Here is a 16,580-nt window from a genome sequence, read left to right as displayed (position 1 = left end):
GAATGCGACAGGTTGCCATTATCTCAAAGCCGCAAAAAGAGGAGCTTAAAACTCTCTTGCCTGAACTGATCTTGTGGATGAGGGCTCATGGATTTGACCCCATTCTGGATCCTGTCAGCGGCAACTATACACAACTGGCTCCAGTTATGGCACGGCATGAAATGCCCGCAACAAAGCCGGAGTTGGTAATTGTGCTGGGTGGCGACGGAACGCTCCTGGCCGTATCGCGAATCTTTGCGAAGTATGATCTTCCCATCTTGAGCGTGAATCTCGGGTCTCTCGGCTTCCTGACGGAAGTGCGACTATCGGAGCTCTATTCCACCTTGGAAGGCTGGTGTAGCAGTTGCTGTACTGTAGATGCGAGATCGATGCTCCATGCCGATCTCTGGAGAAACGGCAAGCTCCACTCCTCATATGAGGCGCTAAACGATGTCGTGGTGGCTAAGGGCGCAATCGCCCGCATGGGTGAGTTTACGATTAAGCTGTTCGATGAGGTTGCCGCCCGCTGTCGAGCAGACGGAGTGATTGTTTCAACGCCGACGGGCTCAACTGGCTATAATCTTTCAGCCAATGGCCCCGTTCTGGTGCCGGATAGCGATGCTTTGGTCGTGACTCCGATTTGTCCCCATCTTTTGACCATCAGGCCACTGGTGATTCGCGGGGATGCCAAGCTTTCCGTCAATATTGAGGGCGTTCCCGATCAGACCTTTCTGACGGTGGATGGACAAGAAGTCATTCAGCTCCAGCTTGGAGATGAGCTCCACTGCTGCAGATCGCAGTATTCCGTCAAGCTACTTCGTTTAGGCACAACTGGATTTTTCGATGTCCTGCGCTCGAAATTGAAGTGGGGAGAGCGCTAAAGAAATTCTGGACTGAGAGATATTAAAGCGGCTTTTCCGTTGGGGAAAGCCGCTTTAATAGAACTGAAAAGAGCACTCTATAGCATCAGGACAGCGTTTCTATTTTGTGAGTTCTGCTAAAAGAACCTTTGCTTTATTTGCCAGGTTCATGGCTCCATCGATATCTTCCGAACTCAGTGCTTCCTTTGCCTGTTTTAAGAAGACGCGAATCTGCGTCACCGTTTCTTTCTCTTTACCATTGAGGTTTCTCTTCAGGCCGTTTATGCCCTGGTCAGTGGATTCGATCAGCTGCAAAGCCTCTTTATGCCGCTGCGCGGAGTTATCGCTTGCACCACTGGTTAATTGACCAATGGGCGAGCCTACTCCTATTCCTTCCGCAGATGCCTGTTGAGTGGTTTTTGTAACAGGCGCCGGAGCACTTGCCGAAGCAGTTTGGGCGGACTCGGCCCCTGGCTTCGTGGTTGGCGGCTTCGTCGTCTTTTTGGCGCGGGTCGTACGCTTCGGCCGTTGCGTCTGCTTTGGCTGTTCCGGTTTTTCTTCAGCAGGAGTGGTAGCTACCGGTGGAGGTGTCGCTTGTATCGGTGGCATTTGTACCGGCTGATTTGCAGGGGGTTGTTCGACGGGAATTGCCGGAGCCTGTGACTGAGGCGGCAACGGTGGAGCTGATCTTCGGTGGAAGCAACCCGAGAGAATCAACGGCAACAGTAATAATCCCAGTCTTGCAAATTTCGTCATTGTGGTGACTCCTCACTCTGCGTCATTCTTTCCGGTAAAAAGCCTTTCACTCGAACATCGGAAGAATGATTTAGTGGTATGCGGAGAGTAAAGGTGGTGCCTTCGCCCACTCTGGATTGTACGTCGATTGATCCATTATGTAGTTGGACAACACGGTACGTCATTGCCAGACCTATTCCACTACCTTCTTTTTTGGTCGTGAAATAGAGGTTGAAGATCTTTTCCTTGAGCTCTTCCGGTATGCCTTCTCCGGAATCCCGGACCGAGATAAGTCCCACTCTCGAATCTTCTGCGAGGCTTACTTCCAACGGTCCGCCTTCCGGCATCGCCTGAGCTCCATTCAGAACGATATTCAACACCGCCTGGCGCAAAAGATCGGCATCGACCTTAGCTGTGAGCGGATGATCGGGAAGGACTGTACGTATGGTAACATTTCGCGTTTCCAGATCGGCAGAGGCTAAGGCCATTACGGAAGAGATAATCTGTCTCAAATCCTGGTCTTTGAGCTGTAGTTCGACGGGCCGAGAGAAATCGACTAAGGTCTGAACTACTCGATCCAGGCGTTGAATTTCGGATTGAATTACATTCAAGTGCCGTAGCGCTTTGGAATCGTCGGCTGCAATCTTGTTTTTGAGCAGCTCCAGATGCACCACGATGGCATTGATTGGGTTTTTGACTTCGTGGCCGACGCCGGAGGTTAATCTTCCGATAGCGGCTAAGCGACGGGAGAGTTCGAGCTCATTTTCGATCTCCCTCACCGATTCCAGATCGTGTAACGTCAGGAGCGCCCCTAGGCCTGTGAGACTGATCGAGTCTCTTTCGTCGTGAATGAAATCCAGGGAGACTTCGATCCGGCGCCCGGTTTCTGTCTCGATTTCCTCCTGCACCAAAGAGAGCCCACCGTCAAAGGCTTGGCGAATTGTCTTGCCGAGCACAGTATTTCTATCGAAAATTTCATGGACTTCGGCTCCCAGAATGTCTTGCCGGGACATGCCCAGAACTCTTTCCACGGCATTACTGACCAGAACCGCACGGCGGTCTCGTGTAAAGAGCACAATGCCGTCCTGGAGGTTGGACATGATTTGGTCGAGGTTTTCCTTCAGTGCAGAGAAAACCTCTTCCACATTGCGCATTCTCCTGCCCAGGCGTTCGATCTTGTTCGATACCCGGACGACAGCATCACTTGAGCGGGGTGCCTCCAACTCTCCCGCAGGTCCAGATTCTGCTGCATTGAGAGCATCGAGACGCGCGCCGATCACTTCGAGAGGCTGCAATGCCAGATTAGCCAGAAATGCAGCCACTAACAGTGAAGTAAACATGGCAACGCCACTCAAGGTGAGCGCGGCCAGCAATTCAGGAGAGAAAGCGGAACGGAGGAAAGTGGTGCGGATGCCGACATAGATTGTCGCGAAGGGCTGTCCGTTCCGTTCAATGGGCAGGACGACGTTATATACCTTTGGGGGGCCAAATACCGCAGTCAGAATGGTGTATAAGCTACCGTCCCGTAATTCGCTGTAATTAGGGCGGACAGGTAATACTTGGTCCGTAATAGTTGGGTCGGTACTAACCAGTGCTCTTCGATTCGTATCGGCAATAGAAATGTCAAATACAGTTTGCGAATAGCGAATCACGGAATCCATTAGGGACTGTAACCCTTGATCCTGCCGCAGTGTTTCTGCCACGACATTCCGTAATTCCTGGGGATTGTTGACGTCAATCGGACGATCACGCAATCCATTTTCCAGTGCCTGCTGGGTCCCGTAGAGGATCTGATGGGCTGCTAGATTATTGGAATCGTAGGATTGAGAGATTTTGTCGCGAAGTAATTGGCTCAGATAGAGCATGGACAACAGGCCCACCACCAGAAAAACCAGGCCTGTGATGGCGACTACGAGCTTTGTTTTCAGTCGCATCTGTCCCCACTATCCTTCTTGAGAGTCGCTGCCTTGAATGTTGCCATACTCCTTGAGCTTGTTGTGAAGCGTCTTGAGGCTGATCCCAAGAATTTCGGCAGCGCGGGTTTTGTTGTTATGTGTAGACTCTAACGTTTTGACGATGAGCAGTCGTTCCGCTTCATCGACCGTTGTTCCAACTTCAACCTGTACAGCATTTGGATCGTTAGATTCCTGACGTGTAATTCTCGAAGATTTTCCAAATCCAGGTGGAAGATGCTCGGAGGTTAAGTAACCGTCTTCAGCACAAAGGATAACAGCTCTTTCGATGGTGTTACGCAGTTCGCGGACATTACCGGGCCAGTCGTAATCCATTAAGTGGTCCAGCATATCTTGAGCAACTCCAGCGATATGTCGTCCGTGCTTCTGGTTCATGTCGCGCAATATGGAATCGACGATAGCTGGAATATCGTCCTTATGATCCCTCAACGGAGGCATATGAATATTGAAAACATTCAAGCGATAAAATAAATCGGCCCTTAACTCGCCTGCAGCAACCGCATCTTCCGGATCCTTGTTCGTAGCCGCCAGGACTCGAACATCGATGGGAGATTCCATCTTGGACCCAAGCCTGCGAAGCTTTCGATCTTCCAGGACACGCAGTAACTTGGCTTGGGTACCGATGGGCATTTCACCGATTTCGTCGAGCAGAAGCGTCCCTTCTTCAGCAAGTTCGAAGCAGCCGGCCCGACGTTCCAGAGCACCGGTAAAAGCTCCCTTCTCGTGGCCAAAGATCTCGCTCTCAATCAGGGTTTCCGGAATTGCCGCACAGTTGACGGCGACAAATGGCTTCGATTTGCGTGGACTAAGCTCATGCAACGTTCTGGCGACAAGCTCTTTCCCTGTACCGCTCTCGCCGGTAATCAGTACTGAAACGTTATTGGGTGCTACCTGCTCAATGAGTGAGAACATCTCCTGCATTTTCTTGGAGGCGCCAACAAGAGAACCCAGGACTCCGGTTTCTTTCAAAAGCCTGCGAGTGACCTCCAACTCCCGCTCTGTTTCTCTCTGTCTGCAGGCATTTGCGAGAATGGTGCGCAAGCGGGTGGGGTCTATTGGCTTTTGTATAAAGTCGTAGGCACCCATTTTCATGGCCTCAACAGCGGCTTCAATGCTGCCCTGCGCTGTAAGAACGATTACGGCCATGCTCTGCTTCAGTTCATTGAGCCGGCTTAGGAGCTCCAGGCCGTCCATGCGCGGCATTTTGAGGTCGGTGACAATTATGCCGGGGGCCCAAGAAATAACCCTCTCGAGAGCTTCTGCGCCATCGCAGGCCATCTCTGTGCGATATCCCCAACCAGAGATCAGCTCAGCTAACCCCATGAGGGCATGTACTTCATCTTCAACGATTAAGACTTTTTCTTGGGCAGTCATTCTCTTTAGGGTAACAAGGCGGAGAGAACTCCAACATCTTTATCACGTTTGTCTATGCTGAAATCTTAACGTAGTGCTTCCGTATATCCTGACTAGGTTCTCTTACTTCAGCGATATGGATGCGTCGAGGACGCCTAGTCTCTCAAAAGGGAATCGCAGTAGTTAAGACTTTTTTGCGGCCTCTACCGGGCCGTGCTTGATAAATCTTTTCGATTACCGGAGAAGGAGGTCTTTTCCCCCAATGCTTGACTTCGAAATTACGCCGGAAAAGCTGGTTTCCCTGAAGGAAGAAAAAGAGCTGGTACTTCTGGACGTAAGAGAACCATGGGAGTATGACGCTGCTCACATCCATGGAAGTTTGCTACTACCCATGGGAGATATTCCAGTTCGTGCCTTTCAGGAACTGGACCCCGATACCCATATCATCGTGATTTGTCATCATGGGGTGCGCTCTCTGAATGTGACAGTTTGGCTTAGGAATCAAGGATTTGATTCGGTTCAGTCTCTGGCTGGAGGCATCAATGCCTGGTCGGAAAAGGTCGATCCTTCCGTCCCCAGGTACTAAACTTAGCTAAATGAAAGATATAGCAGGAGAAAGCATGACCACGAAGGTCGCAATTGTCACTGCTGCCAGCCAGGGAATAGGTGCCGGAGTGGCACGATTGCTGGCGAAGTCAGGTTACCGCGTCGGGTTGCTTGCCCGGTCCGAGAGGGTTCAGCATGTGGCGCAAGAGATTGATGGCGTTGTTGTTACCGGTTCGGTTACCGATCCCGTTACCCTGCAGCTTCTGGTAGACAAGGTGCTGGAGCGCTGGGGACAGCTTGATGCCGTTGTGAACAACACCGGGCACCCTGCAAAAGGAGATTTGCTATCAATTTCCGATGCCGAATGGCAGGAAGGCTATGAACTTATCCTCGGAAGTGTGACCCGTCTGGCGAGAATTGCCATCCCTCACCTGGAGAAAACAAAAGGCGCAATCGTTAATATCTCCAGTTATGCTGCGGTGCGTCCGGAACTGCAGCGGCCTGTTTCGACTGTCTTCCGCGCTGCTCTTTCAGCCTGGACACAGGTTTACGCCCAATATTGCGCCCCTTTAGGAGTTCGTGTGAACTCCGTAATGCCGGGATTTGTGGATTCCTACCCTATCGATGAATCCACAAGAACTACCATCCCAATGGGACGTATCGGGAGAGTTGAGGAGGTTGCTCAGACCATTGCCTATTTGCTTTCGGATGGAGCTTCCTATATCACCGGTCAAAATCTGCTCGTCGATGGCGGTATGGTGCAGAAGGTGTAATCCAAAGAGATACCTCCTGGCGTTTCAGTACAAGTTCAAGTTTTATACTCGACTATTCGGGCAGAGGCTGATAAGCGCCTGGCTTTGTTGTTCTGCACCGAAGAAAAAGGAAGAAGATCAGGTATGAGTTCTGCTGCTATCAATTTTGCCCATTCCAATGCCTCTCGTTTTTTGGATGAACTGAAATCGCTTCTGCGTATTCCATCTATTTCCACCCTGCCGGAACATAAGCAGGACATTCGCAAAGCTGCCGAGGTGTTGGCCACCGAATTTCGCCGTATCGGCATGGAGAACGTGCGTTTGATCGAAACAGAGGGGCATCCGCTGGTTTATGCCGATTGGCTTCATGCGGAAGGGAAGCCTACCTGCCTATGCTATGGCCACTATGATGTGCAGCCGCCCGATCCTCTCGATGAATGGCATACTCCCCCGTTTGAGCCCACCGAACGGGACGGAAACCTCTATGCCCGAGGAGCCGTTGACGACAAAGGCCAGATGTATATGCATGTAAAGGCCCTGGAGTCGCTTTTTGCTACAACAGGCAAGCTACCGTTGAATATCAGGGTCATTTTGGAAGGGGAAGAAGAGGTTGGCGGAGAAGGAATTGCCAAGTTCGTCGCGGAACATCCCGACCAGTTAAAGTCCGATTTTGCATTGATCTCCGATACCGAAATGTTTGCTCCCGAACTGCCTACCCTCTGCGTCGGTCTTCGGGGCATGATTTATACCGAAATTGAGGTTCGGGGGGCGAAAACAGACCTTCACTCCGGAATGTATGGTGGCGCCGCTCCGAATCCCTTTGTGGCTCTGGCGCAAATCATTGCGCAACTGAAAGACAAAGATGGAAAAATTTTGATTCCCGGCTTCTACGACAAAGTCGCCAAACCGAGTGCCGAGGAACTGGCTGCGTGGAAGAAACTCCCCTTCGACGAGGAGCACTATCGCAAGACCGAGGTCGGTTCATCGGTTTTGACTGGAGAGTCGGGATTCTCTGTTTTGGAGCGTACCTGGGCTCGGCCGACACTCGATGTTCATGGCATGCCAGGAGGCTTTACCGGAGCCGGAGCAAAAACCGTAATTCCTGCAAAAGCCACGGCAAAGGTCTCTATGCGGCTGGTTCCGGATATGACTCCACAAGAATCGTTCAGTCTGTATAAGAAGTACGTTGAATCTATTGTTCCCGATGGGGTTCAGGTGGACGTTCGTCTGATTCACTCCGGGGAAGCATGCATGGTTCCGACTGAGAATGTCTATATCCAGGCTGCTAAGAGGGCTATGCACGAAGTCTGGAAGAAGGACACCGTCTTTATTCGTTCCGGTGGGTCGGTGCCAATCGTGGGTGATTTCGCCCGGCATCTGGGGGTTCCGAGCGTAATGATGGGCTTCGGTCTGCCCGACGACAACTTGCATGCTCCCAATGAGAAGTTCCACATTGCCAACTTTCACCGGGGAATCGATTCCCTCATACTTTTCCTGGAAGAAGCTGCAAAGTGAGGTTTCGCATGGCAGAGGCCGTCCAGGGGTATGTTCTTGCTGGCGGCCTTTCCACGCGTATGGGGCGCGACAAGGCCACAACCGAATATCAGGGCATTTCTCTCCTGAAGCGGGCACTAGGCGTGTTGACGAAGGTTGTACCCGAGCCAAGAATTGCGGGTTCGCGCGTGGACCTCAGTCAGTATGCCTCTGTGGTTCCTGATTTGCACCCCGGGATAGGGCCGTTGGCTGGCCTTGAGGCCGCTCTCGAGGACAGCGATGCAGATCTGAATCTCTTCCTGCCCGTGGATCTTCCTCTGTTACCCGAATCTTTCTTAAGGTTACTTCTAGAGCGCACCAGTATTACTGGTGCGGTTGCAACTATTCCTCTTGTAAATGGAATGCCTCAGCCCCTTGTAGGCGTATATCGGCGTTCTATTCTGCCCTTACTTCAGCAAGCTATAGGACGCAGGGAATACAAGGTAATGCGAGCTGTGTCTCAAGCCGAAAAACTGCCTGGAGGAATCGATTTCTTCCGCGTGGAAATGCTCCTGAGCAATGAAAATATGTGGCCTTACCTGTGGTTCCGCAACGTCAATTCGCCTTTGGATCTTCTATAGCTCCCGCAATGGCCAGGATTGAAAGAAGTTCTCCGAGGATGTTCAACTTAAGGGATCTTCGTGAAAACCCCATGCATCCACTAAGCTAGAGAAAAGAACTTGTGAGGGTAATCGACTGAGCGATCAACCACAACTCGTCATAGAACGTCCGGAGTTGTCTCCTTCTACTGCCTACATTGCCTTCGAGCACATCTCGAAGTCCTTTGGCGATCTAAAGGTTTTAGATGATGTCAGCTTTTTTGTCTGTCCCGGGGAGACCCTCTGCATTTTGGGGCGAAGTGGGGTTGGGAAATCCGTATCGCTACAGCAGTTGATGGGCTTTCTGAAGCCCGATTCAGGACGCATTTATGTGGCCGGAGAAGATATTACCGACTATAACGAAGTCCAAATGCAATCCATTCGCAAAAAAGTAACAATGGTTTTTCAGAATGGTGCCTTATTTGATTCCCTTTCTGTAGGCGAAAATGTTGCATTTCCACTTCGCGAGCGTGGCGAGCTGCTGGAGGACCAGATTCAGCAGGTTGTTAATGGCTTGCTGGAGATGGTGGGAGTAGCTGGGATGGCCCAAATATTGCCTGCCGATCTCTCTACCGGAGCAAAACGTTCTGTTGCCATTGCTCGCGCGTTGGCGGCACAACCAGAGGCGATTCTGTACGATGAGCCGACAACGATGGTTGACCCTCTGATTGCTCGGTTAATGGGGGATTTAATTCAGAAACTGAAGCAACAATTACATCTCACAAGCATCGTAGTTACACATGACATGCGTTTCGCTGCGCGTCTTGCCGATCGGGTTTTATTCCTGCACCAAGGGAAGGCTCAATTCTTTGGCACTTTAGAAGAATTTCAACAGTCGCAGGATGAGGTAATACATCAATTCCTTGAACTAGATCGACTTGTTCTTCCTGAGTTTGATTCAGCGCCGATAGCAAAAAGAAATTAACTTCAAGCTGATACTGTTCGATTTTTAACGACACGTTTCCGTGTTATGCGCCTACAGATCCGGTTAACAACTTTTCATGTTCAGCGTGTTGTTAAAAGAGTACACAGCGCGACAAATTATTGTTATACTAGGAAACAGTTTAGCGCGATGAAATCGGAGGAAGATACGATCGAGACGTGCTGAATAGAGACCAGAATCCATCAATTGGCCCTTCCGTATGGCAACCCGCTATACCGTGGCCCATGTAACCGATAACGGGCGAGAAAGCCGTGCCCGTATTGTTTATCTGCGAAGACGATATGAGCTGGGATGATAGCTGGTTCCCGCGTGATATGTGACTGGTCAGAACCTGTCAGCCGAAGTCCTCTACCGGGCTTTGTGTGGTTGTGGCTGAAACGTCCAACGAAGATCTATGTGGCGGCAATTTGAGCCGTCGCACTGGAACAGTTTTAGATTTCTTTCTCACCTAGGCAAGTGCAGCGAAAATCCAAAACGCAGTATCAATTTGGTTGAGGAAGCATGGCCACATCGGAATATTTGCAACGACTCGCAGTTGATTCCTCCACTGAGGCTGGAACTCTCGGCCCGAGACAATCCGCGTCAGCTGGAGCAAGATCTAATCGCGGTTCGGTTGTTCTATGGATAGCCGCGGATATAGCTACAGTAATTGTTTCATTGGCTATTGCGCTACGGCTGAGTTTTGGCGTTAGCCCCATTAAGGGAGGCATTGAGCTTTATCACAATTCGATCAAAGGCCACGAGAGTCCAGGCGCTTTACTATTAGGGTTCTTGGCGTGGTATATCGGCACGCTGGTGGTCATTAGCAAGCGATATCATCTCTATACCCCTCTTCGTATCTCCAGTATCCTTCATGAACAGCGACTTTCTGTACAGGCTTCTCTGACAGCAGGACTACTGCTTACAGGTGCTCTCTATCTGGTACAAGGTGAAGGCGTATCGAGAAGCGTCGTGCTTCTAACGGTGGGGCTCACTACGGTCAGTCTGGGTCTTCGTCGCATATTTTATCGCGGCATCATGTACAGGCGTTATGACCGCGGGCTAGAGACTCGCAATATTCTGATTATCGGTACTGGACGCGTAAGCCAGGCACTGCGCCATCATATCGACAGCATTCGTCATCTGGGCTATACCTTCAAGGGCTATGTGCATGTACCGGGAACCGATACGGATACTCCTATTCAGGGGGAGGTTCTGGGAACTGTCGATTCCGTTTTTGAGATGGCCCGGAAGCATTTTATTGACGAGATTTTCTTTGCGACACCTTGTGAGCGGGGACTTGTAAAACGAGTGGTCGAGCAGGCCCGGATTGCTGGTGTTGACATCCGTGTTGTGCCGGATCTCTATGATGGGCTAGCTTGGAACAACCCTGTGGAATATGTCGGGCAATTTCCAACGTTTCCTCTTCATCGCGGAACCGTACCGGAGATTAGCCTGTTTCTGAAGCGAGCCCTCGACGTGGCTTTATCATTCTCCGCTCTTCTTGTTCTTTTACCGGTTCTGCTGGCAATTGCCTTCGCTGTGAAGTTGGATTCTCCTGGTCCGATTTTCTACAGCTCGGAGCGAATCGGGAAGAAGGGCAGAGTTTTCCGTTGCCTCAAATTCAGAACCATGGTTCGCGATGCTGAGCGCTTACGCAAAGAGATTCTCCACATGAATGAACGAGACGGGGTTCTCTTTAAGATCAGTAACGATCCGCGTATTACCAAGGTGGGTCGTTTCCTTCGCAAGTATTCGCTTGATGAACTCCCTCAGTTCTTCAACGTTCTCCGTGGCGATATGAGTATTGTCGGTCCACGTCCCCCGATTGCCAGCGAGGTTAAGCAATACCAGCTCTCGCATCTTCGCCGATTGGATGTTACTCCGGGGATTACCGGGTTGTGGCAAGTCCAGGCCAGACAAGATCCGTCTTTCGACAGCTACATCTCTCTAGATACGGCTTATGTCGAAAATTGGAACATTTGGCTCGATATAAAGATCATTCTTCGGACGATCGGGGTCGTTTTTGCCGGCACCGGCTCCTAAAAAGATACCTATGGCTTAACGGATGTCAGGGAGCTTAATTATGCTCTCTGACATCTTGTCTTTTGAGTAATATCATGCTTGAAATTGCAAGTATGGTTTAGTTCTGTGCGGGTCTCTTGACGAGCCGTGGGAATTACCCTTCTCCGAACAAACCTTTACCCCACTATCCTTCCTTCTGCAGCAGCTTCCCCAAAAATTTATCTGGCAATGGTCTGCAGCATGGAGAAGGTATGCATAGAGGTCGCCTCAGCTTGTATGATGTGAATCGAATCCAGAAGTGGCAAAATGCCGTAAGGCAGTAAGAAATACCGTTTTAAGGTCCTCAGAAAGGAATTCGATGCATCTGAACCGTTCACTCCGCGTTCCTGTCCTTGCACTGGCAGCTCTGGCTACCGTGCAGTTAGGATTGGCGCAGGCAACCCAACCCTCCTCGACCCAGGAGGTGCCATCCGCTCCTTCTACCCCGGATCTGCAGCATCCGCCTGCCGGAGGGGCTCCGGAAAATCCCTTCCCAAAGGTGGATCCGAAGAATTTTACGGCAGATAAGCCTTCCGCAGAGACTATAAACGAGTTCCTGCGGCAGTCCTGGGGATATGACAGCAATCGAATATGGCAGGTTGCAGCTATTCTGAAGACGCCGGTTGAAGGCATTAGCAAAGTGGTCGTTCAGGTTGCGGAGAAGGGAAGCCAGAAACCTCAGACAGCTGTTCTGCAGTTTTTTGCTCTTCCGGATGGGAAGCACATTATTTCCGATGATGTAATGCCTTTCGGGGCTCACCCTTTTGCCGACGATCGTCTTACTCTCGTGCAACGAGCCAATGGACCCGCTCGTGGGGCAGCTTCGAAGGACCTGCTGCTAGTGGAATTTGCCGATTTTCAATGCCCTCATTGCAAAACCGCGCAGGCTGTCACAGACAAGCTCGTTCAGGATTATCCCAACGCCCGGTTTGTCTATGAGAACTTTCCTCTTGTCCAGATACATGAGGAATCCTATAAGGCGTCTCTCTACAGTGTCTGCGTCGACAAGATGGGAGGCAACGATGCCTTCTTCAAGTTCTCAGCTGCTACCTTCGACGGACAAGCTGGATTGACTCCCGAAGGTGCCGAACTGACGCTTAAAGGTGCAGTAGCAAAAGTCGGACTGGATCCCGCCAAAGTGGCTGCCTGTGCTGCTACTCCTGCAGCTAAAGCGGCGGTGGATGCTTCTCTGCAACTTGGAAAGGATCTGAATATCGTTGAGACTCCGACGTTATTCATCAATGGTCGTCGGCTTCCTGGGTTTGGAAACATTCCTTATGACACGTTGAAAAAGATCATCGATTTTCAGATAAAGGAAGACGGTCCCGCTCCTAAATAAGACCTTCCCGAGTGAGAGTTCCTCTCACTCGGGTCCCTCCCCTGATCAACTTCTCTAGATTTTTCATAAGCCTTTACTGTCGAGTACAAGAACTTAAATCTACTCTAGACATGGACCAAACCTCGTTGCATAGCCCTGAGCACTGCCTGTGTTCGGTCAGTGACACTCAAACGCAGGAATATGACTGTCAGGTGACACTTCACCGTAGCTTCGGAAATTCCTAGTTCCGTAGCAATCTCTTTGTTGCATTTTCCTGCTGCAACTAGAGAGAGGACCTCTCTCTCCCGGCGGCTCAGTGCTGGCTCCGCATTTCTGCCATCCAGGACTTCCTTCACTTGTGAAGGAAGAAAAGTCTCTCCGCTGTGAACCTTTCTAATTGCCTCCACAAGAAGCTGTCGGGGCATTCCTTTTACGATGTAGCCATTGGCGCCAGCCTTTAGCGACTGATGAATATCTTCGTCTCCACGGTAGGTGGTTAAGACAATGAAGTGTCCGCTCTGGAATCTTTTTCGAATTGCCCGGATACATTCCACCCCACTCATATCTTCCAGACGAAGATCCATCAGAGTGATATCTGGAAGGTATTCTTCAAAAGCTGCAATTGCTTGTGTTCCATTGCAAGCCTCCGCTACCACCTCCATATCCGTCTGGGTATCGACGATAGCGCTGATTCCGGCTTGTACAACGGGATGATCATCTACAACCAAGACCTTGATCTTTTTCAGCTGACTCATGGTTATAGGTCCAGAACAGTCTTCTTCCTTTCGCAATTTTTCCGTGGCAGGCGGATGCTGAGCTCCGTGCCTTCTCCGGGAGCACTCACGACGTTCAGCTTTCCATGTAACCGACTGATTCGTTCCTTCATTCCGATCAATCCATAGTGTTTTCCCGCACCAAAGAGCTTTGATCTTGGATCAAACCCTTGGCCGTCGTCACGAATCGTAAGCTCCAAGCTCCGTTCCGAAAACTGCATAACAATATCTACCTTTTGTGGCCGTCCATGCAAGATCGCGTTTTTGACGCCTTCGCGAATAATCATTTCCAACTCATGGAGTGCTAGTTCACTAAGTGTGAAAAGCTCGCCGTCTATGCGAGAGGAAATCACTGTTTCAGTGCTTTTCTGAAGTTGAGCTGTAATTTTTTCAAGAAGCGCGTGAATTGAGGCTGAAGATCCCGAACTATTTCTCAGGTTCCAAACGGCTTGGCGCGCTTCCTCAATCGTTGAACGAATCTGATCAGTGGCATAGGCTACCAGTTGGTTCTTCAGTTCGGTTTCATCATCCTCAACGCCACCTGCAGCTTCGAGTAAAGCGGAAACGCCAACACATCCTTGAATCAAGGTGTCATGCATCTCTCTCGCCAGTCTGCCCCTTTCCTCCAAAACAATTTGAAAGCGCACCCTTACCCGATGCATTCGCAAGCGATAAACGATAAAAGCGAGTGTTACGCATAAAAGGAAGCAGAAGCCAATGAACAAACGCGTTCGATAGAAGTGTGGTTTCTGGACTATCTCAAAAGACACCTCTGAAAAGACCTCCGGATTGTAGAGTTCAAAGGCTTGGACTCTGAATCTGTATTTCCCCGGAGACAGATTGGTGTAATAGGCTGTTGGACGTGAATCCGCTTCATTCCAGCTTTCCAGGCCCTCCAGCTTATATCGATAACGAACTGCCTCTTGTGAACGCAAGAGCATTGCTCCATACGAGATTTCCAGCCTCGCATTTTCCGGTTTGAGGATGACCCCTCGATCAAAAGCAATGGACTGCCCATCTATCAAGACACGATGAATAACGACCGGAGGTGCAGCGTTGGATATTGTCTGTGTCGCCAGGATATGGATGGGACCCTTATTACTCGGAAACCAGACATCTCCGTCTGTAGTCATGCAACCTGCAGGTTGTAGGCCCCCATACAGTTCAGCCGATTCCATGTTGTAGGAGGTGAGATATAGACTCAGATGAATTCGATGATGAGGATTCCTTTCCACCGTTTCCAGGTCGTGTCTGTTTAATCGCGAAATGCTCGTAGGACCGCTTAACCACAGAGTGGCCTTGCGATCTTCCAGAATCTGGTAGATGACATCGTCAGCCAAACCTTGAGCGGTAGAAAAATGCGAGAGCTTCTCCTTTTGCAGTCTATAGAGTCCGTTACTCGTTCCGAACCAGAGGGCTCCGTCTGTATCTTCATGAATACTCCAGATCTTTTCTTTCTCTAGAGCCTTGGTGATCGTGTCTTTCACGATTCTGCTGCCATGCACGTGACTAAGGCCCAGGCTGGTGCCTATCCACAGATCTCCGCCTTTGTCTTCGAGTAGAGCGGTCACGCTGAAATAGGCGAGTCCGTTTCCGACTCCATAGTTTGTGATGTTATTAGCTACAATATGGCTGACTCCTCCATCCGTTCCAACCCACAAGCTACCATTGCGGCTCTGAATGATTACACGAACAAAATCGTTTACTAGACCCTGCTTGTTGGTATATCGAAGAACTCTGTTCTCTTTGAGACGTAATAGGCCCTTTCCATCAGTCCCAATCCATAGATTTCCCTCTCGATCACGAAATACTGTCCTGACCCCTGCATCCTTAATTGCGGGCAAGTGATAAGGTTGCGCTATACCATTACGGATGCGGAATAGATGGGTGGAAGCCGCGACCCAAAGCGATTCATCTCGGTCCAGATAGATCGTTTCAGATTCAGCATCTGCTCCTTGAGGCAGTGGAACAATGCTCACCGGAGATTTCGATAAGCGGATCATTCCCGTTTGCGTTCCCAGCCAGATATCTCCTTCACTATCCTCAAAAACAGCAGAGATTGTTTTGCTCGGTAGCGATTGTTCGGATAAAAGTATCGAAGAAGCGTTTCTCTGAAAGATCGATAGACCCCGCCCGACAGTTCCAAGCCAGAGTCTGCCATCGGAGATCTGAGAAAGCGCGGCAACAGGTCCACAATTCCGGATTTTCTGAATTGTTCCCGAGGGGTTTAAGAGATACAGTCCGGAGTGCATTCCCAGCCATAGTGCTCCCTTGCTATCGACTGATAAACGAGTGATGAGATTCAGGCTAGAGTCGTTGGGCAACGGATACTCTTGAACAGACTCACCACGAAAGCGCAGTAGTGTTGTGCCTCCGACCCAAACATCCCCTTTTTTGTCCTGGACGATAGCTCGAACAAATAATTGCGGAATGTGATTCCGTCCGTCGATACGCACCAGTCTGCGATCGATCACCTTGAACAGACCTTGATCTGCACCGACCCACACAGTTCCATTGCTATCACGACAAATAGTTCTAACGAAAACCTCTGTAGACCCGTTGCTCGTTGGAAAGCTCTCAAAGACATGATGCCAATAACGGATTAATCCGCCACCTTCTGTCCCTATCCATAAGCTTCCATCTGGTCCTGAGGCCAGACTGTTCACCCCACTCTCCATGAGAGCGGGCGTATTTCCCTTCGTATATACGGTGAACTTTGCTCCGTCGAATTGAACGAGACCTCCCTTTGTTCCTATCCACAGATAGCCGTCGGAGGTCTGGGCAAAGGCTTCTACCGATTGATCTGGTAGTCCATCCTGTGTCTCCCAAGCTCGCTTGGTGTATCCAGCGAGTGACGGAGTGGCAAGTAAATCTGGCTCTAATGCAACTGCAAAAAAACACAGCAGAGAAATTACAACAGTTCGTACCATGTCTAGGTCTTATATGTTTTCAAGAGACAGCTGTAGATTGAAAAGCTCAGAAGTAGTGACCACCGCGCAACCGAGCTCAATATCCCGGACAAGAATTTTTCTTTCTTCTTTCGAAGATTGCTAACCTAAAGCGCATTAATCGCATGTAGAACCATTTTGTTCCGTCCACTCGGCGATTCCACGATCACTGAGAACAAATCCAAAATGTTCCTCATGTATGCCTTGAGCAAATTTAAAGTTTTC

Annotated in this window: 13 protein-coding genes; 8 read left to right on the top strand and 5 right to left on the bottom strand. The window is 50.2% G+C overall.

The window, feature by feature from the left end; all coding sequences use genetic code 11:
* The first annotated feature begins 2 nt into the window (after window positions 1-2).
* Window positions 3-860 carry an NAD(+)/NADH kinase gene (locus tag AC6I7T_RS03905; protein WP_497791997.1) on the top strand — a complete coding sequence of 286 codons (858 nt, stop codon included), beginning with the start codon at window positions 3-5 and terminating at the stop codon, window positions 858-860.
* A gap of 99 nt (window positions 861-959) precedes the next feature.
* Here AC6I7T_RS03905 and AC6I7T_RS03900 read toward each other — a convergent pair whose 3' ends face one another.
* The 3 genes from AC6I7T_RS03900 to AC6I7T_RS03890 are packed head-to-tail and all read right to left on the bottom strand — an operon-like array spanning window position 960 to window position 4,921.
* On the bottom strand, window positions 960-1,595 hold the full coding sequence (locus tag AC6I7T_RS03900; RefSeq protein ID WP_497791996.1) for a hypothetical protein: 636 nt from the start codon (window positions 1,593-1,595) through the stop codon (window positions 960-962).
* Entirely contained in the window at window positions 1,592-3,508 is a 1,917-nt protein-coding gene (locus tag AC6I7T_RS03895; protein ID WP_497791995.1) for a two-component system sensor histidine kinase NtrB, read from the bottom strand. The genes AC6I7T_RS03900 and AC6I7T_RS03895 overlap by 4 nt, the downstream gene beginning before the upstream one ends.
* Window positions 3,509-3,517: 9 nt before the next feature.
* On the bottom strand, window positions 3,518-4,921 hold the full coding sequence (locus AC6I7T_RS03890) for a sigma-54-dependent transcriptional regulator (protein ID WP_497791994.1): 1,404 nt from the start codon (window positions 4,919-4,921) through the stop codon (window positions 3,518-3,520).
* Between the two features lie 241 nt (window positions 4,922-5,162).
* Here AC6I7T_RS03890 and AC6I7T_RS03885 point away from each other — a divergent pair, with 241 nt between their 5' ends.
* The 7 genes from AC6I7T_RS03885 to AC6I7T_RS03855 all read left to right on the top strand — a co-directional run bounded on the left by AC6I7T_RS03885 (window position 5,163) and on the right by AC6I7T_RS03855 (window position 12,655).
* Window positions 5,163-5,486, top strand: a complete 324-nt coding sequence (locus AC6I7T_RS03885; RefSeq protein WP_497791993.1) for a rhodanese-like domain-containing protein — start codon at window positions 5,163-5,165, stop codon at window positions 5,484-5,486.
* Between the two features lie 34 nt (window positions 5,487-5,520).
* Window positions 5,521-6,219, top strand: a complete 699-nt coding sequence (locus AC6I7T_RS03880; RefSeq protein WP_497791992.1) for an SDR family oxidoreductase — start codon at window positions 5,521-5,523, stop codon at window positions 6,217-6,219.
* A gap of 123 nt (window positions 6,220-6,342) precedes the next feature.
* Entirely contained in the window at window positions 6,343-7,713 is a 1,371-nt protein-coding gene (locus AC6I7T_RS03875) for a dipeptidase (protein WP_497791991.1), read from the top strand.
* An 8-nt stretch (window positions 7,714-7,721) separates the two neighbouring features.
* A complete protein-coding gene (mobA, locus tag AC6I7T_RS03870; protein ID WP_497791990.1) occupies window positions 7,722-8,312 on the top strand; it encodes a molybdenum cofactor guanylyltransferase in 591 nt (196 codons plus the stop codon).
* Between the two features lie 115 nt (window positions 8,313-8,427).
* Complete coding sequence (locus AC6I7T_RS03865; protein WP_497794554.1) at window positions 8,428-9,255, top strand: ABC transporter ATP-binding protein; 828 nt, start codon at window positions 8,428-8,430, stop codon at window positions 9,253-9,255.
* 519 nt (window positions 9,256-9,774) lie between these two features.
* Window positions 9,775-11,298 (top strand): sugar transferase, encoded by a 1,524-nt coding sequence (locus AC6I7T_RS03860; RefSeq protein WP_497791989.1) that lies wholly within the window; start codon window positions 9,775-9,777, stop codon window positions 11,296-11,298.
* A gap of 337 nt (window positions 11,299-11,635) precedes the next feature.
* Window positions 11,636-12,655: a DsbA family protein gene (locus AC6I7T_RS03855; protein WP_497791988.1), complete on the top strand. Its 1,020-nt coding sequence runs from the start codon at window positions 11,636-11,638 to the stop codon at window positions 12,653-12,655.
* A gap of 104 nt (window positions 12,656-12,759) precedes the next feature.
* Here the strand turns inward: AC6I7T_RS03855 and AC6I7T_RS03850 are convergent, their stop codons facing one another.
* Together AC6I7T_RS03850 and AC6I7T_RS03845 are read right to left on the bottom strand one after the other, a co-directional pair.
* Window positions 12,760-13,389, bottom strand: a complete 630-nt coding sequence (locus AC6I7T_RS03850; protein WP_497791987.1) for a response regulator — start codon at window positions 13,387-13,389, stop codon at window positions 12,760-12,762.
* A 2-nt stretch (window positions 13,390-13,391) separates the two neighbouring features.
* Window positions 13,392-16,337, bottom strand: coding sequence for a ligand-binding sensor domain-containing protein (locus tag AC6I7T_RS03845; RefSeq protein ID WP_497791986.1), 2,946 nt, complete (start codon window positions 16,335-16,337; stop codon window positions 13,392-13,394).
* Window positions 16,338-16,580 lie beyond the last annotated feature (243 nt).

The sequence above is a fragment of the Humiphilus diazotrophicus genome, from assembly GCF_059726315.1.
This window is presented reverse-complemented; position numbering and strand designations above follow the sequence as displayed.

Bases quoted from the DNA above. Each gene is read 5' to 3' on its own strand.
- AC6I7T_RS03900 (WP_497791996.1), bottom strand. From the start codon at position 1,595: ATGACGAAATTTGCAAGACTGGGATTATTACTGTTGCCGTTGATTCTC.
- AC6I7T_RS03875 (WP_497791991.1), top strand. From the start codon at position 6,343: ATGAGTTCTGCTGCTATCAATTTTGCCCATTCCAATGCCTCTCGTTTT.
- AC6I7T_RS03850 (WP_497791987.1), bottom strand. From the start codon at position 13,389: ATGAGTCAGCTGAAAAAGATCAAGGTCTTGGTTGTAGATGATCATCCC.
- AC6I7T_RS03895 (WP_497791995.1), bottom strand. From the start codon at position 3,508: ATGCGACTGAAAACAAAGCTCGTAGTCGCCATCACAGGCCTGGTTTTT.
- AC6I7T_RS03905 (WP_497791997.1), top strand. From the start codon at position 3: ATGCGACAGGTTGCCATTATCTCAAAGCCGCAAAAAGAGGAGCTTAAA.
- mobA (WP_497791990.1), top strand. From the start codon at position 7,722: ATGGCAGAGGCCGTCCAGGGGTATGTTCTTGCTGGCGGCCTTTCCACG.
- AC6I7T_RS03890 (WP_497791994.1), bottom strand. From the start codon at position 4,921: ATGACTGCCCAAGAAAAAGTCTTAATCGTTGAAGATGAAGTACATGCC.
- AC6I7T_RS03855 (WP_497791988.1), top strand. From the start codon at position 11,636: ATGCATCTGAACCGTTCACTCCGCGTTCCTGTCCTTGCACTGGCAGCT.
- AC6I7T_RS03860 (WP_497791989.1), top strand. From the start codon at position 9,775: ATGGCCACATCGGAATATTTGCAACGACTCGCAGTTGATTCCTCCACT.
- AC6I7T_RS03845 (WP_497791986.1), bottom strand. From the start codon at position 16,337: ATGGTACGAACTGTTGTAATTTCTCTGCTGTGTTTTTTTGCAGTTGCA.
- AC6I7T_RS03885 (WP_497791993.1), top strand. From the start codon at position 5,163: ATGCTTGACTTCGAAATTACGCCGGAAAAGCTGGTTTCCCTGAAGGAA.
- AC6I7T_RS03880 (WP_497791992.1), top strand. From the start codon at position 5,521: ATGACCACGAAGGTCGCAATTGTCACTGCTGCCAGCCAGGGAATAGGT.